Source organism: Plantactinospora sonchi (assembly GCF_036422035.1).
Classification (GTDB): domain Bacteria; phylum Actinomycetota; class Actinomycetes; order Mycobacteriales; family Micromonosporaceae; genus Plantactinospora; species Plantactinospora sonchi.
The window spans coordinates 310,336-337,232 of the sequence record NZ_JAZGQK010000016.1 but is presented as its reverse complement, the minus strand read 5'-3'; the positions used below and the strand labels follow the sequence as shown (position 1 = coordinate 337,232).

Annotated in this window: 27 protein-coding genes and 1 tRNA gene; 13 read left to right on the top strand and 15 right to left on the bottom strand. The window is 71.0% G+C overall.

Annotated elements, in window-relative coordinates:
- The first annotated feature begins 30 nt into the window (after window positions 1–30).
- Window positions 31–483 (top strand): acyl-CoA thioesterase, encoded by a 453-nt coding sequence (locus V1633_RS19995; protein ID WP_331215874.1) that lies wholly within the window; start codon window positions 31–33, stop codon window positions 481–483.
- A 242-nt stretch (window positions 484–725) separates the two neighbouring features.
- The gene (locus tag V1633_RS19990; RefSeq protein ID WP_331215873.1) at window positions 726–1,934 is read left to right on the top strand and encodes a pectate lyase; all 1,209 of its coding nucleotides are present in this window, start codon (window positions 726–728) and stop codon (window positions 1,932–1,934) included.
- A gap of 134 nt (window positions 1,935–2,068) precedes the next feature.
- Here the strand turns inward: V1633_RS19990 and V1633_RS19985 are convergent, their stop codons facing one another.
- From V1633_RS19985 to V1633_RS19945, 9 genes are all read right to left on the bottom strand, one after another.
- Window positions 2,069–2,779 (bottom strand): hypothetical protein, encoded by a 711-nt coding sequence (locus V1633_RS19985; protein ID WP_331215872.1) that lies wholly within the window; start codon window positions 2,777–2,779, stop codon window positions 2,069–2,071.
- A gap of 43 nt (window positions 2,780–2,822) precedes the next feature.
- Entirely contained in the window at window positions 2,823–3,815 is a 993-nt protein-coding gene (locus V1633_RS19980) for a sulfate/molybdate ABC transporter ATP-binding protein (protein ID WP_331215871.1), read from the bottom strand.
- Window positions 3,812–4,678 (bottom strand): sulfate ABC transporter permease, encoded by an 867-nt coding sequence (locus V1633_RS19975; RefSeq protein ID WP_331215870.1) that lies wholly within the window; start codon window positions 4,676–4,678, stop codon window positions 3,812–3,814. Before V1633_RS19975 ends, V1633_RS19980 begins: the two co-directional genes overlap by 4 nt.
- Window positions 4,671–5,522: a sulfate ABC transporter permease subunit CysT gene (cysT, locus tag V1633_RS19970; RefSeq protein ID WP_331215869.1), complete on the bottom strand. Its 852-nt coding sequence runs from the start codon at window positions 5,520–5,522 to the stop codon at window positions 4,671–4,673. Before cysT ends, V1633_RS19975 begins: the two co-directional genes overlap by 8 nt.
- On the bottom strand, window positions 5,519–6,535 hold the full coding sequence (locus V1633_RS19965; RefSeq protein WP_331215868.1) for a sulfate ABC transporter substrate-binding protein: 1,017 nt from the start codon (window positions 6,533–6,535) through the stop codon (window positions 5,519–5,521). The genes cysT and V1633_RS19965 overlap by 4 nt, the downstream gene beginning before the upstream one ends.
- Before the next feature lie 91 nt (window positions 6,536–6,626).
- Window positions 6,627–7,049: an RrF2 family transcriptional regulator gene (locus tag V1633_RS19960; RefSeq protein WP_331215867.1), complete on the bottom strand. Its 423-nt coding sequence runs from the start codon at window positions 7,047–7,049 to the stop codon at window positions 6,627–6,629.
- A 72-nt stretch (window positions 7,050–7,121) separates the two neighbouring features.
- The gene (locus V1633_RS19955; protein ID WP_331215866.1) at window positions 7,122–8,222 is read right to left on the bottom strand and encodes an LLM class flavin-dependent oxidoreductase; all 1,101 of its coding nucleotides are present in this window, start codon (window positions 8,220–8,222) and stop codon (window positions 7,122–7,124) included.
- 134 nt (window positions 8,223–8,356) lie between these two features.
- On the bottom strand, window positions 8,357–9,604 hold the full coding sequence (locus V1633_RS19950) for a YeiH family protein (RefSeq protein WP_331215865.1): 1,248 nt from the start codon (window positions 9,602–9,604) through the stop codon (window positions 8,357–8,359).
- Window positions 9,604–9,753: a hypothetical protein gene (locus V1633_RS19945; protein WP_331215864.1), complete on the bottom strand. Its 150-nt coding sequence runs from the start codon at window positions 9,751–9,753 to the stop codon at window positions 9,604–9,606. The genes V1633_RS19950 and V1633_RS19945 overlap by 1 nt, the downstream gene beginning before the upstream one ends.
- A gap of 317 nt (window positions 9,754–10,070) precedes the next feature.
- Here V1633_RS19945 and V1633_RS19940 point away from each other — a divergent pair, with 317 nt between their 5' ends.
- Entirely contained in the window at window positions 10,071–10,925 is an 855-nt protein-coding gene (locus tag V1633_RS19940) for a hypothetical protein (RefSeq protein WP_331215863.1), read from the top strand.
- A gap of 462 nt (window positions 10,926–11,387) precedes the next feature.
- The gene (locus tag V1633_RS19935) at window positions 11,388–11,738 is read left to right on the top strand and encodes a hypothetical protein (RefSeq protein WP_331215862.1); all 351 of its coding nucleotides are present in this window, start codon (window positions 11,388–11,390) and stop codon (window positions 11,736–11,738) included.
- A gap of 88 nt (window positions 11,739–11,826) precedes the next feature.
- On the opposite strand, the gene V1633_RS19930 is transcribed toward V1633_RS19935, so the two are convergent.
- Window positions 11,827–11,925 carry a hypothetical protein gene (locus V1633_RS19930; protein WP_331215861.1) on the bottom strand — a complete coding sequence of 33 codons (99 nt, stop codon included), beginning with the start codon at window positions 11,923–11,925 and terminating at the stop codon, window positions 11,827–11,829.
- Between the two features lie 37 nt (window positions 11,926–11,962).
- Between V1633_RS19930 and V1633_RS19925 the strand changes: the two genes are divergently transcribed.
- The 6 genes from V1633_RS19925 to V1633_RS19900 all read left to right on the top strand — a co-directional run bounded on the left by V1633_RS19925 (window position 11,963) and on the right by V1633_RS19900 (window position 17,477).
- Window positions 11,963–12,250, top strand: a complete 288-nt coding sequence (locus V1633_RS19925; RefSeq protein ID WP_331215860.1) for a hypothetical protein — start codon at window positions 11,963–11,965, stop codon at window positions 12,248–12,250.
- Between the two features lie 83 nt (window positions 12,251–12,333).
- Window positions 12,334–12,409, top strand: a tRNA-Gly gene (locus V1633_RS19920).
- Between the two features lie 550 nt (window positions 12,410–12,959).
- The gene (locus tag V1633_RS19915) at window positions 12,960–13,889 is read left to right on the top strand and encodes a carboxymuconolactone decarboxylase family protein (RefSeq protein WP_331215859.1); all 930 of its coding nucleotides are present in this window, start codon (window positions 12,960–12,962) and stop codon (window positions 13,887–13,889) included.
- 30 nt (window positions 13,890–13,919) lie between these two features.
- Window positions 13,920–14,486, top strand: coding sequence for a TetR/AcrR family transcriptional regulator (locus tag V1633_RS19910; RefSeq protein ID WP_331215858.1), 567 nt, complete (start codon window positions 13,920–13,922; stop codon window positions 14,484–14,486).
- 395 nt (window positions 14,487–14,881) lie between these two features.
- Window positions 14,882–17,140, top strand: coding sequence for a penicillin acylase family protein (locus V1633_RS19905; RefSeq protein ID WP_331215857.1), 2,259 nt, complete (start codon window positions 14,882–14,884; stop codon window positions 17,138–17,140).
- Between the two features lie 85 nt (window positions 17,141–17,225).
- On the top strand, window positions 17,226–17,477 hold the full coding sequence (locus tag V1633_RS19900; protein ID WP_331215856.1) for a hypothetical protein: 252 nt from the start codon (window positions 17,226–17,228) through the stop codon (window positions 17,475–17,477).
- A gap of 80 nt (window positions 17,478–17,557) precedes the next feature.
- Here V1633_RS19900 and V1633_RS19895 read toward each other — a convergent pair whose 3' ends face one another.
- Complete coding sequence (locus V1633_RS19895; RefSeq protein WP_331215855.1) at window positions 17,558–18,505, bottom strand: hypothetical protein; 948 nt, start codon at window positions 18,503–18,505, stop codon at window positions 17,558–17,560.
- 1 nt (window position 18,506) lies between these two features.
- Window positions 18,507–21,047, bottom strand: coding sequence for an FtsK/SpoIIIE domain-containing protein (locus tag V1633_RS19890; protein WP_331215854.1), 2,541 nt, complete (start codon window positions 21,045–21,047; stop codon window positions 18,507–18,509).
- A gap of 252 nt (window positions 21,048–21,299) precedes the next feature.
- Between V1633_RS19890 and V1633_RS19885 the strand changes: the two genes are divergently transcribed.
- Complete coding sequence (locus V1633_RS19885) at window positions 21,300–22,499, top strand: glycosyltransferase family protein (RefSeq protein ID WP_331215853.1); 1,200 nt, start codon at window positions 21,300–21,302, stop codon at window positions 22,497–22,499.
- Here V1633_RS19885 and V1633_RS19880 read toward each other — a convergent pair.
- A complete protein-coding gene (locus V1633_RS19880) occupies window positions 22,466–23,092 on the bottom strand; it encodes a TetR/AcrR family transcriptional regulator (RefSeq protein WP_331215852.1) in 627 nt (208 codons plus the stop codon). The genes V1633_RS19885 and V1633_RS19880 overlap by 34 nt on opposite strands.
- Window positions 23,093–23,186: 94 nt before the next feature.
- Between V1633_RS19880 and V1633_RS19875 the strand changes: the two genes are divergently transcribed.
- Together V1633_RS19875 and V1633_RS19870 are read left to right on the top strand one after the other, a co-directional pair.
- On the top strand, window positions 23,187–24,155 hold the full coding sequence (locus tag V1633_RS19875) for an NADP-dependent oxidoreductase (RefSeq protein WP_331215851.1): 969 nt from the start codon (window positions 23,187–23,189) through the stop codon (window positions 24,153–24,155).
- A gap of 58 nt (window positions 24,156–24,213) precedes the next feature.
- Complete coding sequence (locus V1633_RS19870; protein ID WP_331215850.1) at window positions 24,214–24,579, top strand: nuclear transport factor 2 family protein; 366 nt, start codon at window positions 24,214–24,216, stop codon at window positions 24,577–24,579.
- Between the two features lie 37 nt (window positions 24,580–24,616).
- Here V1633_RS19870 and V1633_RS19865 read toward each other — a convergent pair whose 3' ends face one another.
- The gene (locus tag V1633_RS19865) at window positions 24,617–25,813 is read right to left on the bottom strand and encodes a glycosyltransferase (RefSeq protein ID WP_331215849.1); all 1,197 of its coding nucleotides are present in this window, start codon (window positions 25,811–25,813) and stop codon (window positions 24,617–24,619) included.
- A complete protein-coding gene (locus V1633_RS19860) occupies window positions 25,810–26,865 on the bottom strand; it encodes a glucosyl-3-phosphoglycerate synthase (protein WP_331215848.1) in 1,056 nt (351 codons plus the stop codon). Before V1633_RS19860 ends, V1633_RS19865 begins: the two co-directional genes overlap by 4 nt.
- Between the last annotated feature and the right edge of the window lie 32 nt (window positions 26,866–26,897).

The window sequence follows — 26,897 nt, the reverse complement described above, 5'->3', positions numbered from 1 at the left end:
GCAGCACAGTCACCCAGGGGGATCCGAAACATGACAGCCGTCGCACCGTCGGTGGAGTACGGGCAGCTCGAGATCGTCCCCGTCTACTTCGACGACCTCGACGCGATGGGCATCGTGCACCACGCCCGGTACGCCCTGCTGTTCGACCGGGCGCTGAGCGGATACTGGGGCAGGCAGGGCTACGAGATCGGCGCCGCCCAGAGCGAGGACAGCTTCCAGGCCGTACGCGAGCTGACCCTGAGCTACCTGGCGCCGATCCGGCGGACCGGCGAGATCGCCGTACACCTGTGGCTCAACCACCTCGGCCGGACCAGCCTCGAGTACGGCTTCCGGATCCGCTCGCTGGACGGTGCCACCACGTACGCCGAGGGCCGCCGCGCGATGGTCCGCCTCGACCCGGCCTCGATGCGGCCGACGCCGTTCACCGAGTCCGGTCGGGAGGCCCTCGGCCGACTGCTCCGACCCGCCGCAGAGCAGGACTGACAGCGTCGGCGGGCAGTGCCGCCAGCTCCCTGCGGCCGCCTCCGCCTGGCCACCTTTAGTTGTTTACATCAACAAAGATCTGTGCTTCCATCTTGGAAAGCGCTTGCCAGGCCAGCGCGACAACGGGCTCACCGAACTGGTGAGCGTCCGGGGCATTGACCTACGGCCCACGGCACCGACCGGGCACCGGTGCCGGCCCGCACCTCTGCACGGGCCGTCCGATGTCAATCCAAGGAGAGCAGATGCTCCACAGGCAGCGTCGCCTCACGCTGGCGATCTCCACCGGCGCGGCGGCGGTCCTCGCCGCCGCCGGGCTGGTCGCCACCGCCGGCACGGCCCAGGCCGCCGTCGGCTGTCGGGTCAGCTACTCGGTCGGCTCGCAGTGGCCGGGCGGATTCAGCGCCAACGTCAACCTCACCAACGTCGGTGACCCGCTCACCTCCTGGACGGTCACCTGGTCGTACACCGCCGGCCAGACGGTCAGCCAGGCCTGGGGCGCCGAGGTCAGCCAGAGCGGCAGCTCGGTACGGGCCGCGAACGTGAGCTGGAACGGCAACCTCGCCACCAACGCCTCGGTCTCGTTCGGACTCAACGGCACCTGGAACAACAGCAGCAACCCGGCGCCGGGCAGCTTCGCGGTCAACGGTGTCACCTGCACCGGCGGGGTGGCCCCGACCACCCCCGGCACCAACCCGACCACCGCACCGCCGACCACCCGACCCCCGACCACTCCCCCGCCGACGACCCGACCGCCGACGACGCCCCCGCCGACCGGCACCTGGCCGACCCCGACCGGGCAGAGCGCGGTCAACGGCACGATCGAGGTCAGCGGCACCTTCGACGGCGGTCTGCGTCGCTACTGCTGCATCGGCGACGGCAGCCAGGAGGAGAGCCAGGACCCGATGTTCCGGCTGGCCAACGGCGCGACGCTGCAGAACGTCATCATCGGCGCGCCGGCCGGCGACGGCGTGCACTGCGCCGGCTCGTGCACCCTGCGCAACGTCTGGTGGGAGGACGTCGGCGAGGACGCCGCGACGTTCCGGGGCAGCGGCTCGCCGACCTTCCTGGTCGACGGCGGCGGTGCCCGCAGCGCCAGCGACAAGGTGTTCCAGCACAACGGCCCCGGAACGCTGACCGTGCAGAACTTCCAGGCCACCAACTTCGGCACCTTCTACCGCTCCTGCGGTAACTGTTCGAGCCAGTACCAGCGCAACGTGGTGATCCGCAACGTCACGCTGACCCGGCCGGGCAACACGGTCGCCGGGATCAACACCAACTACGGTGACACCGCCCGGTTCAGCGGCGTCACCATCGTCAACGACAGCGGCCGGAGCATGGTCATCTGTCGCAAGTACATCGGCAACGACGAGGGTGACGAACCGACCCAGACCGGTACCGGAGCCGACGGCACCAACTGCATCTACTCCAGTTCGGACCTGATCTACCGATAGCCGCGCGGGGCCGGAGGTGGGCGCGTAGCGCCGGCACCGAACGGACACACCGGTGGTCGCCGTCGAGTCCGACGGCGGCCACCGGCTTTCCGACCCTCACCCCGCAGTGCGGTCGACACCGCCCGCCGCAGCGGTCAACCAACGGGTACGCGTCGAAGCTGCTCACCGTCCACCGTGAAGCGGTCCATGCCCTCGTCGGTGGCGACCCCGTCGACATCGGTCGAGACCACCAGCAGCGGTGGCTCGTCGGCCTCCCGAGTCGGAAGCACCTCCACCACCCGGCAGCGCAGCTGCGCCGGCACCGGCAACTGCGAACCGGCTGTCACGTGTACGTCGAAGATCGGCGTCTTGTCGACCAGCGACCAGACCCGGCCACCAGCGTCGGTCAGCTGCACCCGCACCCACCCTGGGACGTTCTCGTCGACCAGTTCGACCACCTCGCAGCCGAGCAGCACCCGGTCGCCGGGCTCCAGTCGGTAACCGAGCCGCTGGTCGACCCCAATCACCGCGATCACCGCCGTCAGCTCGGCGTCGAGGAAGAGCTGATAGTGGTACGGCGGATCGGCCACGTCCACCGCGCCGAGTCGCACCGGCCGGTCACCGTACGCGCGCAGTGCCTCGACCGCGGCGAAAAAGCCGAGCGTCGGAATTCCGGTCGCCGTTGTGTGCTCGGCCCGGATGGCGTAGACCGGAACGTGGTGCGACGCCGGGGCGGGCGGGCGGGCGTGGTCGACCCGAATCGCCGCACCGGCCAGCACCGCCCGACGGCACGTCGCGAACGCCTCGTCCTCGCGGTCCAACAGCCGCGCGAGGTCGTCACGCCGCACAGGGCCGTCACGTTCCATCCGTCGGAAGCTAACAGCCGGTGGCAACTCCGGAGACGGACAGCTAACCGGCGGGCAGCATCTGGCCCCGGTCCGCGACGGCGGCGGTGCCGGCCCCGGCCGGTACGTGGATCCGCACCACCGAGCCCACCTCGACGCCCAGCGACCGGAACTCGGTACGGGTGAGGGTGGCCGCGACCACCTGGTCCTCGGTGGTGACCTCGACCCGGATCTCGAATCCGACCCGGGTGACCCTGGTTATCCGACCGGTCACCGCCGCCGGCTCCGTCCCCGCACCGGCCAGGATCCGCAGGTCGTGCGGACGGACCAGCCGGTCGCCGAGCTGGGTGACCGGGCCGAGGAACCGCATCACGAAGTCGTTCGCCGGCTTGTCGTACAGGTCGTCAGGCGAGCCGATCTGCTCGACCCGGCCCTCGTTGATCACCACGATCTCGTCGGCGACCTCAAGCGCCTCCTCCTGGTCGTGGGTGACGAAGACCGTGGTCACGTGCACCTCGTCGTGCAGGCGGCGCAGCCAGTCCCGCAGCTCCTTGCGGACCTTGGCGTCGAGCGCGCCGAACGGCTCGTCGAGCAGCAGCACGGTCGGCTGGACGGCCAACGCGCGGGCCAGCGCCATCCGCTGCCGCTGGCCGCCGGAGAGTTGCGACGGCAGCCGGTCGGCGAACTGTTCGAGATGGACGAGCGTGAGCAGTTCGTCGACCCGACTGCGAATCTCCGCCTTCGGACGGTGCCGGATCTCCAGGCCGAAGGCGACGTTGCGGCGTACCGACAGGTGCTTGAACGCCGCGTAGTGCTGGAAGACGAAGCCGACGTTGCGCTTCTGCGGCGGCAGGTTCGTGGCGTCCAGGCCCTCGATCTCGACCCGGCCGCTGTCGGCGCGCTCCAGCCCGGCGATGATCCGCAGCAGCGTGGACTTGCCGCCGCCGGACGGCCCGAGCAGCGCGGTGAGCTGGCCGGACGGGATGCTCACGGAAACGTCGTCGAGGGCGACGAATCCTCTGAAACGTTTGGTGACGTTCGTGACTTCGATGCTCAACGTTGTTCCTTGGGCCGGATGACGGATACGACGATGATGGCGGCCACCGCGACGAGGGTGAGCAGCAGCGCGGTGGCGTACGCACCGCCCTTGTCGAAGTTCAGGTATTTCTCCTCGACCACCAGGGTGGCGGTGCGGGTCTGGCCGAGCACGTTGCCGGAGACGACCTTGACCGCACCGAACTCGCCCAGCGACCGGGCGAGGCTGAGCACGACGCCGTACACCACGCCCCACTTGATGGTGGGCAGGGTGATCCGGCGGAATGTCTGGAAGGCGTTGGCGCCGAGGCTGCGTGCCGCCTGCTCCTGCTCGTCGCCGACCTCCTCCAGGACCGGCACCACCTCCCGGATCACCAGTGGCAGGGCGACGAAGACGGTGGCCAGCACGATGCCGGGGGTGGCGAAGATGACCTGGAGACCGGCGCCCTCCAGGGTGGGCCCGAACCAGCCGCTGCGACCGCCGTAGACCAGCACCAGGGCCAGGCCGACCACGATCGGCGAGACCGACAGAGGTACGTCGAGCAGGGCGTTCAGCAGGCGTCGGCCGGGAAAGTCGTAGCGGACCAGCAGCAGCGAGATGCCGACCCCGAACACCGTGTTGATCACGACGGCGGTGATCGCCACGGTCACGGTGAGCCGGAGCGCGTGCACGACGTCCGGGTCGGCGAGGATGCCCCGCAGGTCCGTCAGGCCGTTGGTGAAGGCGTTCCGGCCGACCAGCACCACCGGCCAGGCGACCAGCAGGACGAGGTAGGTCACGACGACCAGGCGCAGCAGGTACCGGCCCGGTCCGGCCCGGTGCCTGGTCGGAGGCGTGACCCCGGTCGTGGTCCCCGTCGTGGTCGTGGTCGCGGAGTCAGCCACGGCGGACCACCCGTCGCTGGATGACGTCGACGGCGACGATGACCGCGAACGAGATAACCAGCAGCACCGCGGCGACCGCCGCCGCACCCTCCAGGTTGTCGTTCTCGATGCTGCTGAGGATCCGCACCGAGGTGACCTCGGTACGCATCGGCAGGTTGCCGGAGAGCAGGACCAGTGAGCCGTACTCGCTGATGCCCCGGGCGAACGACAGGGCCGCGCCGGCGGCGATCGCCGGGGTCAGACTCGGCAGGATGATCCGGCGGAACACGGTGACCCGGCTCGCGCCCAGCGAGGCCGCGGCCTCCTCCGCCTCGCGGTCGAGTTCGGCCAGCACCGGCTGGACCGTACGGACGACAAACGGGAGGGTGACGAAGAGGAAGGCGAGGAAGACCGCGACCCGGGTGTTCGCGATGTTCACACCGAGCGGGCTGTCCGGCCCGTACAGCGACAGCAGCACCAGACCGGCGACGATCGTCGGCAGGGCGAACGGGACGTCGATCAGCACCTCCAGGATCCGCCGGCCGAAGAACCGGTCGTCCCGGACGAGGACCCAGGCGATCGCCGTACCCATCACGATGTTGACCAGGGTCACCAGGAACGCGGTGCCGACGGTGAGCCGGATCGCCGCCGCGGTCTGCTGGTTGGTGACGGCCGACCAGAACTCGGTCCATCCGCCGTCGGACGCGGTGACCACCACGGCGGCGAGCGGGATGAGAACCAGCAGGCTGAACCAGAGCATCGCGATGCCGAGCCCCAGACCCGCGGCCCGAGTGAGCCGTCGGCCACCCCGGGCCGACCGGCGCCGAAACGCTGGTCGACCCGGGGCGAGGGTCGCCGAGGTCATCGTGCCTTCCCGGAGGCGGCGATGATTTTCACGATGATGCCGTCCTTCTCGTCGAAGAACTTCTTCGACAGCGCCGACCAGCTCTCGAAGTCCTTGTCGACGGTGAGCAGCTTCTGCGGGGCCGGAAACGGGTTGGCGGGGTCGAGCGCGCCCTCGACGCCGCTGGTGTCGATGCCGCTGATGATCGGCCGGAAGCCCTTGAGCGCGAACTGACGCTGCCCGGCCGGGCTCAGCACGAAGTTGAGGAACGCCTGCGCTTTGGGGTCGGCGTTCTTGAGGATCGCGCCCGGGTTCTCGATCAGGATGGTGGTCGACGGGACGACCCAGTCGAGCTTCTCCCCGCTCTGGGTGGCTAGGATGGTCTCGTTCTCGTACGCGAGCAGGACGTCCCCGGTGCCGCCGAGGAAGGTGGTGGTGGCGTCCCGGCCGCTGTTCGGCAGCGACACGACGTTCGCGAAGAGTTTGGTCAGGTACTCCTCCGCCTGGGCGTCGGTGCCGCCGTTGGCGGCGATGTGTCCCCAGGCGGCGAGGGCGTTCCAGCGGGCCGCGCCCGACGAGGCGGGGTTCGGGGTGACGATGGAGACGCCGGGCTTGACCAGGTCATCCCAGCCCTGGATGTTCTTCGGGTTGCCGTCGCGGACCGCCAGCACCACGATCGACGACGACACGATCCCCTTGTTGGGGCCGGTGTTCCAGCCCTGGTCGACCAGGCCGGCGTCGACCAGGCGGGTCACGTCGCTGCTGACCGAGAAGTGCACGTAGTCCGCCTTGAGACCGGCCACCACCGCGCGGCTCTGGTCGCCGGAGGCGCCGTAGGAGGTCTGGAACCGTACGCCCCTGCCCTCGTCGGTCTTGTTCCACTCGGCGATGATCGCCTTGTTCGCCGCCTCCGGCACCGCGTAGCCGACGATCGACAGGGTCGTCGTGCTGCCCGCTGCCCCGCCGCCTCCGCAGGCCGACAGGGCCATGGCGGCGACGAGCGCGAGTCCGAGCGCCGCTCTGGTCCGGTTCATCTGTCTCCCCATTTTCCTATTAACTCGATCGGCTTTGTGGGATTACGCTAGGAGGCGCCACCGGTCGCGTCAATGGCCGTTCGGACTGCGGTCAGTCAGCCTGCGACCGGGCCGGAGTGGCGAGCAGGTCGGACAGCGTGGTCCGGTCGACTATCTCGGTGATGGCCCGGTCCAGCGACAACCAGACCTCGCGCAGCCCCTGGGCCGGGCCGTCATAGCTGGCCAGCACCGTCGGCCGGCCCCGCACCGTGGTGACCAGCACGCCGTCCGTGGCGCGCAGGATGTCGCCAACACTGATCTCGTCCGCCGACCGGGCCAGGCCGTGCCCGCCCTCGACGCCCCGGAAACTGAGCACCAGCCCGTTGCGACGCAGGTCCATCAGGATCTCGGTCAGGAAACTCGCCGGGATCCGGTCCACCGTGGCGATCTCCGCGGCCTTGACCAGCCTCGGATGAGCGTCCGCGATGACCAGCATCGCCCGGACCGCATAGTCGGTACGCGCGGAGATGTGCACCGCGTTGTGCCTCCGTTCGGCAGGTAAGGAAGGGCGCCCTGTTATCGCTTTCTGCGGTAGAGGGGTCCCCTGTTAACACCTCACGGCGGCGACACCGAGCGGCGCGGCCTGACGGCCCAGCCGGGTCCGGGGCAGCACGTGCCGGCCGACCCGGAGCGCCTCCTCCCGGTGCGGCCAGCCGGACAGGACGAACTCGTCGACGCCGAGCGTGGCGTACTCGTCGAGCCGTTCCGCGACCTCGGCGTAGCTGCCGACCAGCGCGGTCCCGGCCCCCTCGCGGACCAGGCCGACACCGGCCCACAGGTTGGGCGCGATGGTCAGCCCGTCGGCCGTGCCACGATTGAGCGCGGTCATCCGGGCCTGCCCGACCGAGTCCATCCGGGCGAACCGGGCCTGGGCGGCGGCGATCCGCTCGGCGCTCATCCCGGCCAGCAGCCGCTCCGTCTCGGCCCACGCCTCGGCGGCGCTCTCCCGGGCGATGACATGCACCCGCAGACCGGTCCGGAGCGGTCGTCCCGCCGCCACGGACCGGATCCGGGCGACCCGCTCCGCGATCGCGGCCGGAGGCTCCCCCCACATCAGATAGACGTCCGCCTGGCGGCCGGCGACCGCCTCAGCCGCCGGTGACGCCCCGCCGAAGTAGATCGGCGGCGGTACGCCGACCGGAACGGTCCGACCACCCCCGTCGACCCGGTAGTGCCGGCCGGCGTAGTCGTACCGCTCCCCGGCCCACTCCAGGCGCAGTACGTCCAGAAACTCGGCGGTACGCGCGTAGCGCTCGTCGTGGTCGAGGAAGTCGCCGTACGCCCGCTGCTCGGCCGGGTCACCACCGGTCACGATGTTGAGCGACAGCCGCTCGCCGGAGAACTGCTGGAACGTCGCGGCCTGCTGGGCGAGCAGCGTCGGCAGGGTGAAGCCGGCCCGGACGGCGACCAGCAGCCGGAGTCGTTCGGTGTGCTGGGCCACGGCGGTGCAGACGATCCACGGATCGGGGCAGCCCGAACCGACCGGGGTGAGGGCACCGGTGAACCCCGACTCCTCGGCGGCCCGGGCCACCTCGCTCAGGTAGCCGACGGTGGCGGTACGCGAATGCCGGGCGGCACCGGCGGTGACCGTCGCCGAACCGACCTGGTCGCTGTCGCCGGAGGTGGGGAGGAACCAGAGGAAACTCATGGATGGCTGACCCTTTCCTGTCGTGACTGGAACACGCCGATGTCGACTGCCAACAGCCCAACCGGCGCCCGACAGGTGGTGGACCGGCGGCCCCGGCTCCGGCCGTCGATCCACCACCCTCCCCGCCAGCCCCCTCAGCCGGCGAAGTTCCGGAACAGCAGTGACGCCAGGGCCAACGCGAGCAGCAGGTTGAAGACGGTCGCGCTGGCGAACACCGCGATCGGCCGCCAGCCGGCCTCGCGCAGCGTGGCGACCCGGAACTCCAGCCCGATGCTGACGAAGGCCAGGATCAGGAACCAGACCCGCAGGTCGTTGACGACCCCGATGACCTCCTTGCCGTCCGAGCCCGCGCCGTTGAGGTACCAGGTGGCGATCACGGACGCGGCCACGAAGCCGAGTACGAACTTCGGGAACCGCTGCCACAGGTCACCCAGGCCCGGCCGGGCGGCGCCGGCACGCCGTTCGACCTTCAGAGCGAAGTACGCGGTCAGTGCCACCGCCACCACACCCAGCAGCGCGTTCTGGGTCACCTTGACGATGCTGGCGATCTGCAGCGACTCCTCGCCGGCCAGCGCACCCGCTGCGGTCACCGCCGCCGTGGTGTCGATGTTGCCGCCGATCCACGCCCCGGCGACCGCCGGTTCGAGTCCGAGCACGTCGGCCAGCCAGGGCAGGATGAAGATCGACGGCAGCGCGAAGAGGATGACCAGGCTGGCCGCGTACGCCAGTTGCTCCCGGCGGGCGCGGACCGCGCCGGCCGCCGCGATGGCCGCGCTGACGCCGCAGATCGCGACGGCGGCGGCGAGCAGCGCCCGGAGTTTGTCGTCCAGGCCGAACCTGCCGGCCAGCCACCAGGTGAAGAGGAAGACCCCGCTGATCAGCAGGATCGCCTGGACGATGGCCGGGCCGGCGGCGCTGGCGATCACCGACAGGTTGATCGACGCGCCGAGCAGCACCAGACCGGTCTTGATGAAGAACTCGGTCCGGAACGCGGCGGCGATCCGGTCGCGGATCCCGAGCAGGGTGACGAGGACGTTGCCGAGCAGGCCGAGCAGGATCGCGTAGACCGGGTACTCGATGGCCCCGGCGATGTCCGCCAGGTCGGTGTCGGCGAAGAAGGTCGGTACGTTCTGTTCGAGGTAGCGGGTCAGCGCGGCCAGGCCGAGGACGATCAGCAGGCCGAGCGCGGTCCAGGCCCAGAAGGCACCGGACCGGACCGAGGGGCCGGCCGGCGGGTTGTTGTCGGTGACCGGGGCGGATGCGTTGTCCACGCTGGACTGAGTTGCCGCTGGCCCGTCGACGGTTGCCGCCGGCTCGTCGACGGTGGACGGCGGCGCCGCGGCCGGGGATCCGGCCGGTACCCGGGTGGCGTCGGCGGTCATCAGGGCACCAGTCCGGTGGGGATCGCGCCGACCAGGACCAGGAGGAGCAGGACCAGACCGAGAATGGTCGCGGCCCAGTCCTCGTTGATGGCGAACCTGCTCTCGGCGGCCGTCGGCGGCGCGGCCGACGGATCGGTTCCTTCAGGCATCGTCTGCTTCCTTCGGGGGTGTGAAGCGGTGCACGGGGAGTGAGCTCGGATGAGCCAGGTCTGCCTCGGCGGAGCGAGGGCGCGGAGGACGGCGTACGGCCGCGCGGGTGGACCCGTCGTTCGGGTACGCCGACCGGGTGCGGGTTCGCGGGGTCAGCGAAGGGGTGCGCCGGGACGGTGACAGAGGTCGGCGGCGACCCGCATCAGGTCGACGACCCGGCGGGACGTGAGACGAACCTCGGTGAACACGGTTCCATATTCCTACTGAGCCGATAGGAATACAAGACCTTTCCTTGCGACGCCCACAGACACGTCAAATGATCATGCGGCCCGGCTGGCGTCAGGTGGCCCGGTCGGGGTCGGTAGCATCCGCAAGGTTTGTCGACTGGGAGGAAACAGTGCGGGTACGTACGCTGCGGTCAACGGCTCCGGGCCTCATCCTGGTGGCCGCGATGGCCCTTTCGGTCACCGGCTGCGGCGGCGGCTCGGAACCGGTCGAGGCGGCGCCGCCTCCGACGACATCCGCGCCGGCACCGCTCAGCCCGGCGGAGAAGCTGGCGGACGCGGCCGTGAAGACGAACGAGGGCCCCTTCACTGTTGTGGTGCGCGGCCCCGGGCTGACCACCGAGCTCAAGCTGGACCCGGCCGGCCGCAAGGCCACGATGAAGATTGATCTGAGGGATTCGGCGGGTGACCACCGGGCCGAAGTGATCCAGATCGGCACCGACCTGTACGTCCGAACGCCCGACGTGCGCGGCGCGTCGAAGGGCTGGATGCACACCGAGGTCGCGGACCTTCCGGCGGGCAGCTCGTTCAACCTGCTGCCCGAAAGCGACCACACCGGCGCCGCCGACCTCGTCAACTGCGTGGTCAAAGCAGAACGGAAGGGTGGCACCGACTTCGCTGGCACGCTCGACCTCACCCGTTCGCACCGCTTCAGCAAGCGGGTGCTCGCCCTGCTCGGCGCGAAGGCCACAGCCGTTCCGTTCACCGCTGTCACCAGCCCGGACGGCAACCTGTGGGAGTTCAACATCGAAACGGCGAGTCCGCTGCCGGACTTCGGTGCGATCCGGTACGCCTACAGCCGGTCGGACGGGGTGGACGTGAAGGCTCCGGCCGCCCGTAAGGTCGACGAGCTGCCACAATCCGTGTTTGACCGATTCGAGGTGTGACGAGGCAGCACACCCCGTCGGCAGAGCCGCCAGACGACCGGTCCGGCCGACGTCGACGTACCCATCGGCATGCCGCAACCGAACGGTGGCGAGGCCGCCCTCATTGCGATCCTCGTCGTGCGGACTGCGGGCGGAACCTGGCATCATCCCCGCCTACGCGGGGAGCAGATACCAACCGGTCACAACGAGGTGACCGACCACGGATCACCCCCGCGCACGCGGGCGTGATCCCGACCGGATACCAGGCTTCCGGTCGGTCGATCACCCCTTCGCCAATCACAACCAGACCGGGCGCTAAACCGGATCTCTCCGGAGGCGACCGCGTAGCGGTCTGGCCTTGACCCGGCCGAGGTTCCCGGGCAGTCCTTGGGTGCTCGGCCGAGGAAACCCCTTGGGGTCTCGGAGAGAGGTCGAGGTAGGGGGCAGGGCCCCGCCGAGGGTCGGCGGTGGGATGATCCGCTCGTGAAAAGCCTCACCGAGCTTGCCGTCGACCTCTGCGCTGATCCGGAACATCCCGAGCGCCCGGGGAACCATATGAACGAGGCCACCTGGGAATTCATCGAGGCGCTAACCTTTGCGGACGCTGACACGATCATGGTGATGATCCGCGAGACCATCCCTGACCTCACGGGCGACCTTCCGGTTTGGGCGAGGAACCTCGCTTTCCGCCTGGCGTGTTTGCAGCGGCCCGACGATGTTGAGCTTCTGCGTGCAGCCGCCGCGGATCTCGACTTCCACGGGCCCGACTGGGACGAGTACGCCGAGAAGCTACTGCGTCGTGCAAACCAACTGGATGGCTCCTCGCCGACCTGACGGGTCAACCGTTCGGACGCCGGGAGCCGGTAGGCGATCTGATCCACACGCGCCTTCCGGTGGGGCATGACGCGTGCACGATTTGGCGTCAGCGCTCGGCCACGAAGACTCCGACGCCTGGCACTCCAACGACCAGACCCTCCGCCTTGAGCGTGATCATCGCGTTGCGGACGACGATCGAGGACACCCGGTAGACCTGGCAGAGCTGCAAGGTCGAGGGCAGCTTGTCCCCAGGAGACAGTGCATCGGTTGCCGCCCAAACGCTGCTGCTGGTCGCGCTGCTCGCCGACGAGGGCCTCTTCCCCGCTGAACTGGACCGCTTCCTGACCGCCGCCGAGGCCGACACCGAACAGACAGCCGACACCGAACAAACCGGCGAGATTAGGCAGACCGGCGAGACCAGGCAGGCGGACGACGACACCGGACAGACGCGCGACACCGAGCAGTCGCACGACGCCGAGCAGACTGACAGCGGCGAGCAGCCGGACGGCTCCGACCAGATCCGACCGTGATCGGAGGATCCGTTGTGTCGGGTCGCCGCATTCCGACCCGGCTGGAATTCCGCCGGTATCGATCTACTAGGTTGTTCCGGTACGCGGACGTAGCGCAGTTGGTAGCGCATCACCTTGCCAAGGTGAGGGTCGCGGGTTCGAGTCCCGTCGTCCGCTCCAAGGATCCCGGTCCCGAGGTGGCTCGGGAGGCGCCGAACTGGACCGCTTCCTGACCGCTGCAAATCTCGAGGTCGACCTCGTCCGGACGGGCCCGAGTGCGGTTGGCCTGGATCGACACGCAGAGGTGCCCGCCGGCAGCCGCGACGGCCCTGGCGTGGGCGACCTGCGTATGGAACGCGTCCGCGATGATCACCGCTCCGGACGCGCCGCCCTGCCGGGCCGCGACCTGCTCCAGCAGCGGGGCGAACGCCGGAATCTCGGTGGTCGGTGTGGATGTCGGTGTCGGTGTCGGTGTCATGTTGTCTCAGTAACTCCATGCTCACTGACGGGCCGCACCCGTCCCATCGTCACCCCTGAATCACGTCGGCGACGCCCATGCGCCCAGGTCAAAAGCACTTTCTGGCGACTGCCCGAAGCCCCTGTCGTAGGCCTGGCCCGATAGCGCGAGGATGTCGCCCAGTAACGGACTGTGACGCAGTCCACTAGTAAGCGGACTCGCGTGTCCGCTACGGTTTAGCGGACACGCGAGTCCACTTACCGGAGATGACACATGACCCACGTACGCATCAGCGACGCACTCCTCGCTGTGGCCCTCGACCCGACCGAGGACCTCGACACGGCGCTCGACAGGTACTACGCCCCCGGCTACGTCCACCGGTCCGAAGGCCGGGAGCTGGACCGGGCGGCGTTCCGTCAGATGGTCGTCGCCATCCGCGGCCAGATCCGCGGGGGCACGGTCACCGTGCTCGACGAGGTGGTCGACGGCGACCGGTACGCGGAGCGGCACCGCTACCGGATCACGATGAACGACGGCACGACAGCCCAGAAGGAGGTCGTCGTGTTCGGCCGGTTCGCGCCGGACGGCCGCTTCGCCGAACTCGGTGAGACGGGCGTCGACATCGAGGAGAACCCCAGCTCGGGAGGCCCACGGCTGCCGGATCCGGACCCGGCGACCATCCCCCCGGAGGTCAGCACCTTCCTCAGCGCGCTGCCGCCCGACCCGCAGGTCAGGATGCTCACCCACTCGACCGGCACGGTGAAGCCGTTCATCCAGTTCGCCCGGACCCTGTTCACCGCGCTCGAACTGCCCGAACGAACGCGGGAACTGGTCGTCCTCACGACCGCCGAGTACACCGGCTGCACCTTCGTCACCGCCCAGCACGTGCCGATGGCCCGGGCAGCCGGCATCAGCGACGAGACCCTCCGGCTCATCAGAGAGCGCCGGCTCACCGATCCGAGCCTCACCGCGTACGACAGCCTGGTCATGCGTCTCACCGCCGAAATCGCGCAGCGGCCGACCGTGCGCGACGAGCTGTTCGCCGAGGCCCGTGAGCACCTCAGTGAGCGTGAGATCGTCGAGGTCATCCAGGTCGTCGGTTACTACTGGACCTTCGGTCGGGTCAGCACCGTGCTGCGGGTACCGGTAACCCGGGTCTACGGCGAAGAGACGGTGACCAAGCTCGACGCCGAGACGGCCTGAACGGCAGTGGACGTGTGGGACGCTGACACGGTGACAGAGCCGGGATCCGCCAGTGCTGCGCACCCGCACCGGCGCTCCGACGCGCGCCGTAACCAGCAGCTGGTCGTCGCCGCGGCCCAGGAGTTGTTCGCCGAGCACGGCCTCGGGGTGACGGTGCCCCAGGTCGCCGCTCGGGCGGGCGTCGGACGTGCCACCGTCTACCGCAGCTATCCGACCAAGGAAGACCTCGTGGCGGCTGTTGCCGGTGAGCATTTCAACCGGCTGGAAGTTCGGGCACGACAGGCGCTGGCCGCACCGGACGCGTACCGCGGCCTGCGCGAATACGTCCAGGCCCTCTTCGACGAACTGGCCCGCAACCGTGGCCTGGCCACCGCCTTCGCCGAGGCGCGCCTACCGTCGGCGGGAAAGCTGCTCGACCTCATCGGACTGCTGCTGCAGAACGCCGCCAGCACCGGTCAGGTACGGCCTGACGTAGGCGTACGCGACGTGCGGATCATCCTCTGCGGCGCGGCCCGTCAGCTGATCGCGCTCCAGGAGAACGACCCGAGTGTCTGGCACCGGTACGCGACGCTGGTGCTCAACGCGTTCCGTGCCTGACCGGCTTGCCGGGCAGCAGGAGCAACGGGCATCGGCGATGCGCTCCCACTTCGGTTTCGCGGGCGTGTGGCGGGAGAAGACGGCCAGCGCCGTACGGACGGACGACTCCGACCAAACCCCGCCATGATCGAAATATTCGTCATCGGAGCGGTTCCACAGTGCAGCGCTTTCCCCTAGGGTGACGATCAAGACGATCTTGATGTTCGCCGTACCCCCGGCTGGACGCGCCGGACGACCCGGCGCTGACCTCGGCCTTTCCCGGCAGGTCCGGCGGCCGCAGGCGTCGCCGCTCGGGCCGAGGGGCCGACGGACATGGCGGGGCGCCCACAGGGCGCGGTCCCACCGGATCGCCTGACCCGCACGATCCTTGCCCCTCAAGGAAGGTGGACCATCCGATGGACCACACCCAGGAAACCGGGCTGAGCCGACGCCGCATCCTCGGCGGCGCGGCCGGACTCGCCGCCGGAGCCGCCGTCGTCACGGCAGGACTGCCGTCCGGCGTCGCGTCCGCCGCACCCGCTCGGCATGGCGGAAAGAACACGCCCGAACTCGCCCGCTGGCGCAAGCAGGCCGCGCGGGTGACGATCACCCGCGACGACTGGGGCATTCCGCACGTCGTCGGGAAGACCGACGCCGACGCGGTGTTCGGGATGATGTACGCCCAGGCCGAGGACGACTTCAACCGGATCGAGCGTAACTACCTGGTCAGCCTCGGCCGGCTCGCCGAGGCAGAGGGCGAGACCGCGATCTGGCAGGATCTCCGCCAGCGGCTCTTCATCGACCCCGGGCTGCTGAAACGGGAGTACGCGAAGTGCCCGACCTGGCTGCGCACGCTGATGCAGGCGTGGGCGGACGGCCTCAACTACTACCTCGCGACCCATCCTGAGGTACGCCCCCGGGTACTCACCCGGTTCGAGCCGTGGATGCCGCTGAGCTTCTCCGAGGGCAGCATCGGCGGCGACATCGAACGGGTGGTGCTCACCCAGCTCGAAGCGTTCTACACCAACCGCAGCATCGAGATGACCGACGAGGAGCGTGGGCTGGTCTTCCGGGAGCCGTCCGGTTCGAACGGCATCGCGATCGCGCCGAGCCACACCCGGGACGGCCACGCGCTGCTGCTGATCAACCCGCACACCAGCTTCTTCTTCCGCTCCGAGCAGCACGTGACGAGCGACGAGGGGCTGGACGTCTACGGCGCGGCGACCTGGGGACAGTTCTTCATCTACCAGGGCTTCAACTCCGACGCCGGCTGGATGCACACCTCCAGCGGCGTCGACAACGTCGACGAGTTCGCCGAGACGATCGTGACGAAGGCGGACGGCAGCCACTTCTACCGCTACGGCGACAAGCTCCGGCCGGTGACGACGAAGACGATCACGTTGTCGTACCGCACCGCGGACGGTGGGCAGGCGAAGCGGAGTTTCACCACTCTCGCCACCCACCACGGGCCGATCGTGCGCGAGGCGGACGGGAAGTGGATCGCGTTCGCGCTGATGAACAAGCCCGTCGAGGCGCTCCAGCAGAGCTACCTGCGGACCAAGGCGCGCGACTACGCGGGCTTCCGTCGGGTGTCGGACTTCAAGGCGAACAGCTCCAACAACACGCTGTTCGCGGACTCGAAGGGCGGCATCGCGTTCCTGATGCCGCAGTTCATGCCGATCCGGGACGACCGCTTCGACTACCGCCGGCCGGTCGACGGCAGCGACCCGGCGACCGACTGGCGCGGGCTGCACAGCCTCGCCAGCCTGCCGCAGGCGGTGAACCCGAGAAACGGCTGGACGTTCAACACCAACAACTGGCCGTGGACCGCGGCCGGCCCGGACAGCCCCGACGCCGCCGACTATCCGCGCTACTTCGACCAGGCCGGGGAGAACCCGCGCGGGCCGCAGGCGATCCGGGTGCTGACCGCCCGCCGCCGGTTCACCCCGCAGACGCTGATCGAGGCCGCCTTCGACCGCTACCTCACCGCCTTCGCCCGGCTCGTACCGCAGCTGCTCGCGGCCTGGGACACCCTGCCCGAAAGCGACCAGCGGAAGGCGGCGCTCGCCGACCCGATCGCCCTGCTGCGCGGCTGGGACTACCGCTGGGCCGCCGACTCGACCGCGACCTCGCTCGCCGTGTTCTGGGGCGAGGCACTCTGGGCACCGCTGTCCCAGGCGGCCCGGGACGCCGGCATGTCGATGTGGGACTACCTCGCCGAGCGGGCCACCGACGCGCAACGGCTCACCGCGCTCGGCGAGGCGACAGCCCGACTCACCCAGGATTTCGGCAGCTGGCAGGTGCCGTGGGGCGAGATCAACCGCTTCCAGCGCAACGACGGCGCGATCACCCAGACCTTCGACGACAACAAGCCGAGCAGCCCGGTGCCGTTCACCTCGGCGCAGTGGGGCTCGCTCGCCTCGTTCGGGGCGCGGCGCTACCCGGGTACGAAGCGCTACTACGGCACCAGCGGCAACAGCTTCGTGGCGGTCGTGGAGTTCGGGCCGAGGGTGCGAGCATGGGCGGTGACGGCGGGCGGCGCCAGTGGGCACCCCGACTCGCCACACTTCGACGACCAGGTCGAACGGTACGCGAGCGGCAACCTCCGGCCGGTCTACTTCTATCCCGAGGACCTTCGGGGCCACGTCGAGCGGAGGTACCGGCCGGGCCTCTGATCCGACGGGTACCGAAGATCTGACAAGGTGGGGCCGGGGCGGTGAAAGCGGTCCGGCCCCACCTGTCGCTTCCTGGGAGGTCTCGTTGATCAGCTGGGATGACTGGCGGCCGTTTCTTCGCCGGATCGTCGACGAGGGCGGCGACATCGGTGACCTCGCGAGGGCGATCAGGACCCATGCCGACGGCCGGTACATCCAGGCCGGCGCCGCGCTGCGGAAAGAGTTCGGCCTGCCGCTCTCGGAGGTGGCAGAAGTGCTCGCCTGGGCGGAGGCACCTCAGGACAGCGACGAGGGTCTGGAGCACGTGCGAGCCCGGGTCCGCACGCCGTTGCGGTAGGCCGTCGCCAGACTCGATCGCCCGGAAACTCTCCCCTGCCCCGAGCTGGACCGCCGGGCGGACCCGTGGTGGCGGACAGATCAGCCGGCGACGAAGTAGTACATCAGGAAGGCGACCGGCGAGGCGAGGAAGCAGATCAGGAAGCCGAGTCGGGCGTACGCGGCCGGTCGCCCGGCGACGATCCGGGGCTTGCCCCAGAGGTTGAGCACCGTGTACCCGATGAAGAACGCCATTGCCGGCAGCCCGGCGCAGCTCCAGGCGAAGACTCCGAACGCGCTCGCGGCCTTGTCGAAGCTGCTGGTAGCGGTCCGGAACTCGACCACGGTCAGGATGATCCAGATGGTGATGGCGAGCACGGCGGCGCAGCTGCCGTAGACGGCGAACGCCCGGCGCAGCGGGGACAGCGTCGGCAGCAGCGGCGGCTGCTGGGCCATCGTCTCCACCTGGACGATGATCGCGTCGGCCCCGTCGGCGGCCTGTCGGGCCAGTTCCAGGTCGCGGTGCGGATCGGCCGACCAGCCCGCCGACACCGCCGTGGGCGCCGGATCGGCCGGCGCGCGCTGACCGGGGACATGACCGCCGTGGTCCGCGCCGCTCACCGACGGCAGGGCCCGCCGCGCCGGATTGGCGGCCAGTTCCGGGTACGGCGTACCGCCGGCCGCCGGCGCGACGTGTCCGGGCGGAGTGTGCGGGGCGGGTGGGGCGTACCCGCCACCCCGGGTCGGTTGCCGGGGCGCGGGCGGTGTCGGCTGCCCCGACACCGGAGCCGACGGAGACGGTGGCGGTGGGCCGGGCGGGCCGAACGGAGCGGGCGGGCCGACCGGTGCCGGCGGCGGCATCGACGCGCCGATCGCCTGGCCGATCGCCGCCAACCGGTGCTGTTGGGCGGCGAGCCGCTGGTCGAGCCGGTCGGCCACCGCTCCGGCGCTGCCCCGCTGCTCGGCGAGCCGGGCGTCGGCCTGCGCGCCCGCGCGGTGCAGGTCGTGCAGGTGCCGGGCCAGTGCGGCGTACTCGGCGAAGCTTGCCACCTCAGTCTCCCTCGTCGTCCGGCTCGTAACCCCGGCTGACGAACGGCACGATCAGCCGGGTCCGCTGGTCGTGCCGGTCGACCAGCAGCGCCCGGTTCGCCCTCGGGGTGTACGCCAGGTCGTGCTGGCCGAGGTACATCCCGAGTTCCCCGCCGGTGACGTTCAGCGCCACCAGGCAGGCGACGTCGTCCCGGTTGCTGGATCCGCCGATGTCGTCGGAGAGCCGCCGCAGCCCACGCCACCAGCCGAGCAGGTGCACACCGTGTGCCGGGCCCTGCCGGAGCACCGCCTGCAGGTCGTCGAGACCGGACCGGAAGTTCTCGTCCCGGACGGCGAGCGCGCCGCTGGCGCCGTCCATGCCGAACCCGACGACAAAGGTGCGGGCCGGTCCGTCGGTCGACTGGCCGGCGAGTTTGCGCAGCTCGTCGCGGAGTCCGGCGGCGTCGAGCCGGGTGACCGGGTGGCCGCTGCCGGTCAGTTCGTCGATCGTGGACTCGGCGAGTTCGTCGGCGACCGCGACCAGCGGGGCGACCAGGAACCGGGCGCTGCCCGGCGGATGTTGGCGGGCCAGGCTGACGGTGGCGGCGTGCAACACGCTCGCCCCGACCGGGGAGGTGCCGACGATCGCCAGGTGCCGGCCGGGGGTGGCGTCGAGCGGGAACAGCGCCGAGGTGAGGTCGACGTCGACGGTCCGGCCGACCAGGGCGAGCGGCCGTCGTCCGCCGGCCACCAGTCCCCGGTACGTCGGGTCGTCGTCGACGTGCGCCGACTCGTAGCCCTTGAAGACAGCGGGTGGGCGGGAGGCGGGCCGACGGGCCTGCCACAGCTCGTGCCGCAGCGCGGCGACCTCGGCGGCGCTGGCGTGTGCGTCCGGGAACTGGATGACGGTGTTCGCGCCGCCGATGCCGGCCGACAGGTTGATGATCGCCGAGCCGATCGGCAGTGCGCCGGCGGCCTCGTTGAGTTTGTCGAGCACCCCGTTGCCCCCGGGCAGCGCGACCCGGAGCGGGAACTGGCCGAAGATCGAGTCGGTCTTGCCGTAGAGGGCCTCGATGCCGGTCATGCTCTGACTGGCCAGCACCAGGTGGATGCCGTACGAGCGGCCCTTGCGGGCGAGTTCCTCCAGCAGGGCGACCGCCTCCCGGGCGACCGCGTCGTTGCCGGCGAACAGGACGTGGAACTCGTCGATGACGGCGACGATCCGGGGTACGGGTTTGCCGTCCCGGGGCAGGTCGGCCAGCTTCGTCACGCCGTGCCGCTTCAGCGCCGACGCCCGCCGGTTGAGTTCTCGGCGCAGTTCGCGGAGCACGGCGACGCCGTACTCGCGGTCGGACTCGATGCCGACGGCCCGGGCGTGCGGGATCCACGACGGGTCGTGGCCGGTCGGCACGAACTCGGAGAAGCTGACCCCCTCCTTGAAGTCGAGCAGATAGAGGGAGAGTTCGTCGGGCGAGTAGCGGGCGGCGAGTCCGTAGAGGACGTTCAGCAGGAAGACCGTCTTGCCGGAGCCGGTCCGGCCGCCGATCAGCCAGTGCGGGGTCTGGTCGTCGAAGGCGCAGATCACCGGGTCGCGGCCGGTACGGCCGACGATCGCCCGCAGCCCGTTGCCGGACGACTCGGCCCACGGCTGGGCGGGCAGCAGGTCCGGGAAGCCGAACTCCGACTCGCGGCGGTGCAGTTCGCCGAGCCGGTCGGCGAGGGCGGCGACGAGGTGCGGCGGCGGGTCGGCGTCGAGGCGTACCGGGGCGGACAGTCCGCTGCCGTCGGAGCTGTACGGGTGTCCGGGCGGGTCGCCGATCCAGGCGTACCCCTGGGGGTCGAGCCGGACGGCGGTGGTGGCGCCCAACGGTGGCGGGGTGAGCCCGGCGGCCCGGGGTGGATGACCGGCGACGAGTACGCAGATCGCGGCGGTCGGCCCGGCATGGGTGAGCGCGGCGAGCCGGTGCAGGTCGCGGCCCTCCGGTGCCGAGGCGGCGACCAGGAGCAGCAGTTCGGGGGTGCCGGTGCTGTGGTGCTGGGCCGCCCGGGCGTGCCGTTCGGCGGCGTCGAGCTGTTCGGCGATCTCGGCGTCGGTGGTGGCGGGTGGCTGCAGCACCCCGGCGTCGACGAGGGACCGCAGTGGCAGGAACGTGGCGCCGAGCGCGGCACTGTCCAGTGCGGAGACCCGGACCGAGCCGGGTGGTGCGGCGGCCAGCAACCGGACGACGAGGCTACGCAGCAGCGCGGCGACCGCCGGGTGCCGGGCGTCGGTGTCGATCGCCAGGTGGGTGCCGCCGGACAGCGGTACGACGGCCGGGAAGTCGCCGTCGACGGTGTCTGCCCAACCGAGCCGGACCGGCAGCGGGCCGGCGAAGAACCGGGCCGGTTCGGGTTCGGCGGTGACCGCCTCGCCGACCCGGCGGAGCCGGTCGACGGTGTCGGCGGCCTCTCCGGTGTCGGGCGGGGGTCGGAGTGCGGCGAGCGCCCGTCGGGCGGCGTCCAGGTGTGCCCGGGCCTGCCGGTGGGCGGCGACCGCCCGCCCGAATGTGGCTGACAGTCCCACCCTGCCCCCAACCCGCCTCGGCCTGCGTGGTCACCCCTGCCCCGGCCCTGTCCGGTCCGGTGCGCGGCGGGCGGGGCGGGTAGTCAACGGAACACTAACCGACCCAGCGCCACGGTGGGCAGTCCGGCGCAGCGCGTCGCCGTGCTCCGCCACGACAGCGGGAATGTGAGGTGCCCCCGCCTCTCCCGTACACTCCGCGATCGACGCGGGCCGGGACGCCAGGCTGGCGGCCGGACGGGTGGCGGAGGTGCCGTGGCGAGCAGCGGTGTGTCGACCGAGCATCGGGCCGGTCAGCGGATGGGTCGACGGTCCGCCGTGGGGACGGCGTGGGCGCGGCTCGGCGTCGCGGTCCGGGCGGCCTGGCCCGCGCTGGCCCTGTACGCCGGGCTGCGGGCGTTCGCCCTGCTGGTGCTCTGGATCTTCGCCACCGACGCGGGACGCCCGCTCGGTGAACTGCTCGGGGCGTACGACGCCATCCACTACGGCAGGATCGTCACCGACGGCTACGAGCACGCCATCGTCGCCCGGCCGGACGGCAAGCTCCCGCTGACCAACCTGGCGTTCTTCCCGCTCTTTCCGGGGCTGATCGCGCTCGTCGACCCGGTGCTGCCCGGTGGCGTACGGACCGCCGGCATCCTGCTCTCCTGGGCGGCCGGACTCGCCGCCGCCTGGGGCCTGTACGCGGTCGGTTCGCAGCTGCGCGACCGGCGTACCGGGATCGTGCTGGCCGGCCTCTGGGCCGTGATCCCGCACGCGCTCGTGCAGTCGATGGGCTACACCGAGACGCTGTTCACCGCGCTGGCGGCGTGGTCGCTGGTGTGCGTACTGCGCCGGCAGTGGGTGACGGCCGGGGTGCTCTGCCTGCTGGCCGGCCTCACCCGGCCGACCGGCGGGGCGGTGACGGTCGCCGTCGGGCTGGCCGCCCTGTTCGCCGTGATCCGCCGTCGGGACGGCTGGCGTCCCTGGGTGGCGGGGGTGCTGGCGCCGCTCGGGCTGGTCGGGTACATCGCCTGGGTCGGACACCGGATGGGGCAGGTCGACGGCTACTTCCGGGTCCAGTCCGAGGCGTGGGGAATGTCGTACGACGGCGGCGCCTGGACCCTCCGCGAGCTGCGGAAGGTGTTGACCGAGCCGCAGGGCCTCGCCATGTACGTCACCACCGGAGTGATGCTGCTCGGCGTGGCGCTGCTGGTGCTGCTGGTCGCCGAACGGGTGCCGTGGCCGCTGGTCGTGTACGCCGCGGTGGTGGTCGCGCTCGCGGTCGGGGGTGCCGGCTTCTACTACGCGAAGGCCCGGCTGATGGTGCCGGCGTTCCCGTTGCTGCTGCCCGTGGCGTACGCGCTGGTGGCCGCCCGTCGACGGGTGACGGTGCTGGTGGTGTTCGCGCTGCTGACCGCCTTCTCCGCCTGGTACGGCGCCTACCTCGCGCTGGACTGGACCCGTTCTCCGTAGCCGTCCGGCGGCGGTTGGGGCAGTGGGTGGGCGCCCTCCGGGCGTAGGCCGTCGAAGATGATGGCGAGGTAGCGCCGCCACAGGTCGGGCGGGGCGTCCGGCACATAGCTGACGACGTGGTTGGGCGCGCACATCAGCAGGATGACGTCGGCGCCGGTGACGTCGGCCCGGATGGCGCCGTGTTCGCGGGCCCGGTCGACGAGCCGGTGCACGGTGTGGAACATCCGGGTGCGCAGGCTGGTGACCTCTTCGCTCAGGTCGCCGGCCTCCTGCAGGAACGACAGGTCGCGCTGTTGTCGCTGGTGCGCGGCGGCGGTGAGGAACTCCAGCAGGGCGGCGCCGGGGTCCGCCGCGTCGAGCAGTCGCTCGCCGACACCGTTCAGCGCGGCGATCCGGTCGACGACGATGGCGGCGAGCAGATCGTCCTTGGTGGCGAAGTGCCGGAACACGGTGCCCTTGCCGATGCCGGCCCGGCGGGCGATGTCGGCGACCGAGGCGTCCAGCCCGCGTTCCGCGAACTCGTCCGCGGCGGCGGCCAGCAGCAGCTCGCGGTTGCGGGCGGCGTCGGCGCGGAGCGGGCGGGGCGAGGTCACGGACGTCACCCTAACAAGTTGACCGGGCGGTCCGCTTATCGCTACCGTGGCCCAGGAAACCTGACCGCACGGTCCGTTTAACCGGAGGATACCCATGAAGGCAGTTGTCGTGACCGGCTACGGACCACCCGAGGAGTACACGGTGGCCGAGGTGCCGGTCCCCCGGCCCGGACCGGGGCAGATCCAGGTCCGGATCGCCGCCGCCTCGATCAACCCGGCGGACGTCCGGCTGCCCAGCGGCGACTTCCGCGACGTCGTACCGCTGGAGTTCCCACACGTGCCCGGCAACGACTTCGCCGGCACGGTCAGCGAGGTCGGCGCCGGCGTGACGGCGTACCAGGTGGGCGACGAGATCTTCGGCCAGGCCGTACCCCGGGCGCTGCGCGCGATGGCCGGCGCGACCCGGCCGTCGCTGAGCACCGGCTCGCTGGCCGAGTACGCCGTCTTCGAGGCGGACACCCCGTTCCTGGCGCACCGCCCGGCCGGCCTCGACGTCGCCCAGGCCGCCGCCCTGCCCACCGTCGGCCTGACCGCCCGGGCGCTGATCACCACCGGCGAGGTCCAGGCCGGGGAAACGGTCCTGGTCGTCGGCGCGACCGGCGGCGTCGGCACCGCGCTGGTCCCGCTGCTGGCCGGTACGGGGGCGCGGGTGATCGCCACCTCGACCGACGCCGACGCCGACCTGCTGCGCACGCTCGGCGCCGAACGGACCATCGGGTACGCCGAATCCGGGTACCCCGCCGACGTCGACGTCGCGGTCAACCTGACGCTGCCGAGCGACCAGCTCGTCGGCGTGGCCCGCGCCGTACGCCCCGGCGGACGCCTCCTCACGATCACCTATCCCGTCCCGGAACAGGAGTGGATCGGCCGCGACGACGTCGACCTGCGCTTCGTGCTGGACATGGACGGCACTCTCGGCGGCATGCGCGAGGTCGGCGAGCTGGCCGTGCGCGGCGCGCTTCCGGCCACCATCGGCCGCCGGTACACCCTCGACGAGGGCGCTCAGGCATGCGTCGACTTCGTCCGCCGGCACACCACCGGCAAACTGCTCGTCTCGATCTGACCGGCAGCGGCGCCGGGACCACCGTCGAACGACGGGCTTACACCGACGGGAGCACCACGTGACAACCGACACCATCCGCGAGCTGCGGCAGGCGTTCGACGACGCCGAGTTGCGCGCCGACACCGAACGGTTGGAAGCCCTGCTCGCCGATGACTTCGTCTCCATCGGCGAGCAGGGCTTCTCACTCGACAAGCGGCAGTGGATCGAGCGGCACGCCGACTTCGGCTACCTCTCGCTCGAAACGACCGAGCTGGACGTACGCCGCTACGACCGCGCCGCGATCGTCCGCTGCGTCCAACGCAGCCGGGCCACCTGGCGTGGCGAGACGATGACGCTGACCGTCCGGCTGAGCCAGGTGTGGGTGGAACTGCCGGACGGCTGGCGGCTCGCCGGCATCCAGTTCAGTCCGTACGCCCCGGCCTGAACCGCTCCGCACCGAACCCACCGGCGGGCGTTGGGCGTCAGGCGTTAAGAAGGGGCCCTTTCACCTCAGAAAGCGATAACAAGGGGCCCTTCCTCACCCGCTCGTAGAGGGTGAGGTACGACTCGGCCATCACCGCCGGGGTGAACCGGCGGGCGGCTTCGGCGGCGCACCGGCGCGGGTCGATCTCACCGGCCCAGTTGACCAGGTCGGCGAGGGTCTCCTCGTCGGTGGTGAGCAGGCCGGTGTCGCCGTGGACGACAAGTTCCGGCAGGCAGCCCTCGGCGAGGCCGACGACCGGGGTACCCAGCGCCAGGGACTCGACCACGGCGGTGCCGCCCGGCTCCGCCCAACGCAGCGGAAACAGCGACACCCGGGCGCTGGCGACCAGGTCGTCGCGGTCCCGGCCGGCGACGGTCCCGATCCACCGGACCCGCTCGCCGTCGACGTACGGGGCGACCCGCTCCCGCCAGAACCGGACGTCCGGGTTCGCCGCCGCGACCGGGTCGTGCTCGGCGGCGGCCAACTCGGCCGGCTGCTGGTACGGGCCGACCGGCCCGGCCAGGACCAGGTCGAAACCGGCCCGGTGGGCGAGCCGGGCGGCGAGGTCCTGCCCCTTGCCGGGATTGATCCGGCCGAGGACCACCACGTGCCGGCCCTTGGCCGCGGCCCCACCCCGGTCGGCGAGCCGCCGTTCGGCGTCGACCGCCAGCGGGGTGGCGAGGTGCACGTGCCCGACCGAGTGGTCACGCAACGCCTTCGGGGCGCGGGCGAGCTGGGACGCGGAGACGCCGTTGACCCGTACCCGGTCGCCGCCGTCGAAGCCGCCGTACAGCTCGGGGTGTTTGGCGAGGTCCCAGTGCAGGGTGTGCAGCACCGGCGGGGCGTCCGGGCCGAGCGCGGCGAGGGTGGCCAGCCCGGCCGCCTCCACGTGGTCGTGTACGAGGTCGATGTCGCCGCCGTCCCGGACCCGGCGGACGACCGCGTGCAGGTGGCTCTGCACGATCCCACACGCCTGGTTGTACGGACGCTGTAGGTGGCCGAACTGTCCCTCGGCGAAGACGGCGAGTTTCTCGTCGACCGGGAGTTCACTGCTGTCGACGGTGCCGAGGACCACCCGGACCCCGAGCCGGCGCAGTTCGGGGACGAGGGTCGCGACGATGTTCTCGATTCCGCCGTAGCCCTTCGGCGGCACCGGCAGCCACGGCCCGGCGTTGACCAGGACGGTGAGGCTCATGCGCCGACCGCCAGTCCGGCCCGGCTGGGGGTACGGGCCCGCAGCCGGTTCCACCGGTTACGGATCCGCTCGTCCATGCTGGCCAGCGGTGGCCGTTCGGCGACGGCGACGTCGGTGACCACGATGTCCCGGTCGAGGTTGGGCAGGACGTGCTCGCCGCCGCGCCGGAACTGGGTGAGTACGCCGGACGGCGGTAGCGGCTCGGTGACCAGGCCACGGCGGTGCAGCCGGGACCAGACGGTGTAGAGGATCTGGGCCGACATCCGACCGAGCGCCTCGGTGTCCTGGTGCCGGTGCAGACGCTCGCCGAGGTCGACCTGGGCGAGGGCGTCCAGGCCGACGAGGTCGATCAGGTCGATCAGCATGGCGATCTCGACGCCGTACCCGGAGACGAACGGGATCTGTTCCAGGACGGCGCGGCGGCCGGCGTACTCGCCGGCGAGCGGCTGGACGAAGCCGGCCAGCTCGGGGACGAAGAGGCTGAGCAGCGGGCGGGCCATCAGCTCGGTGACCCGGCCGCCGCCGTCGGGCTCGACGCCGGCCGCACCGACCAGCGGGCGGTGGTAGAAGCCCTTGACGAACGCGACCGTGGGGTCGGTGAGCAGCGGGCCGAGCAGCCCGGTGACGAACCGGGGTGAGAAGCGTCGCAGGTCGGCGTCGACAAACGCGACGACGTCGCCGCTGGCCGCGGCGAGGCCGGCCCAGAGCGCGTCGCCCTTGCCGTCAAGTCGGGGCAGCCCGCGGGTCATCTCGTCCTGGCTGACCACCCGGGCACCGGCGGCCGTCGCCACCTCGGCCGTACCGTCGGTGGAGCGGGAGTCGACGACGATCAGCTCGTCGATCAGCGGAGTCCTCTCGACCAGATGTCGACGCAGCGTGTCGACGATCGCGCCGACGGTGGCCTCCTCGTCACGGGCCGGGATGACCACGCTGACGCTGCTCTCCCCCTTGGCCTTGAGCAGTCGACGCGGCGTCCACTGTGCCGCGTCGCCGCTACGGTACGTGGTCCACGCCTCGACGACGGGTGAGACGGTGGTCGCAAACTGCCGCACGGGCACCCCCTGGGTCGCGAATGAGCCGGGCC

What these genes read in the sequence shown, in the direction of transcription:
- V1633_RS19995 (WP_331215874.1), top strand. Translation starts at nt 31, where the DNA reads ATGACAGCCGTCGCACCGTCGGTGGAGTACGGGCAGCTCGAGATCGTC.
- V1633_RS19990 (WP_331215873.1), top strand. Translation starts at nt 726, where the DNA reads ATGCTCCACAGGCAGCGTCGCCTCACGCTGGCGATCTCCACCGGCGCG.
- V1633_RS19985 (WP_331215872.1), bottom strand. Translation starts at nt 2,779, where the DNA reads ATGGAACGTGACGGCCCTGTGCGGCGTGACGACCTCGCGCGGCTGTTG.
- cysT (WP_331215869.1), bottom strand. Translation starts at nt 5,522, where the DNA reads ATGACCTCGGCGACCCTCGCCCCGGGTCGACCAGCGTTTCGGCGCCGG.
- V1633_RS19965 (WP_331215868.1), bottom strand. Translation starts at nt 6,535, where the DNA reads ATGAACCGGACCAGAGCGGCGCTCGGACTCGCGCTCGTCGCCGCCATG.
- V1633_RS19955 (WP_331215866.1), bottom strand. Translation starts at nt 8,222, where the DNA reads ATGAGTTTCCTCTGGTTCCTCCCCACCTCCGGCGACAGCGACCAGGTC.
- V1633_RS19950 (WP_331215865.1), bottom strand. Translation starts at nt 9,604, where the DNA reads ATGACCGCCGACGCCACCCGGGTACCGGCCGGATCCCCGGCCGCGGCG.
- V1633_RS19945 (WP_331215864.1), bottom strand. Translation starts at nt 9,753, where the DNA reads ATGCCTGAAGGAACCGATCCGTCGGCCGCGCCGCCGACGGCCGCCGAG.
- V1633_RS19940 (WP_331215863.1), top strand. Translation starts at nt 10,071, where the DNA reads ATGATCATGCGGCCCGGCTGGCGTCAGGTGGCCCGGTCGGGGTCGGTA.
- V1633_RS19915 (WP_331215859.1), top strand. Translation starts at nt 12,960, where the DNA reads ATGACCCACGTACGCATCAGCGACGCACTCCTCGCTGTGGCCCTCGAC.
- V1633_RS19905 (WP_331215857.1), top strand. Translation starts at nt 14,882, where the DNA reads ATGGACCACACCCAGGAAACCGGGCTGAGCCGACGCCGCATCCTCGGC.
- V1633_RS19875 (WP_331215851.1), top strand. Translation starts at nt 23,187, where the DNA reads ATGAAGGCAGTTGTCGTGACCGGCTACGGACCACCCGAGGAGTACACG.
- V1633_RS19865 (WP_331215849.1), bottom strand. Translation starts at nt 25,813, where the DNA reads ATGAGCCTCACCGTCCTGGTCAACGCCGGGCCGTGGCTGCCGGTGCCG.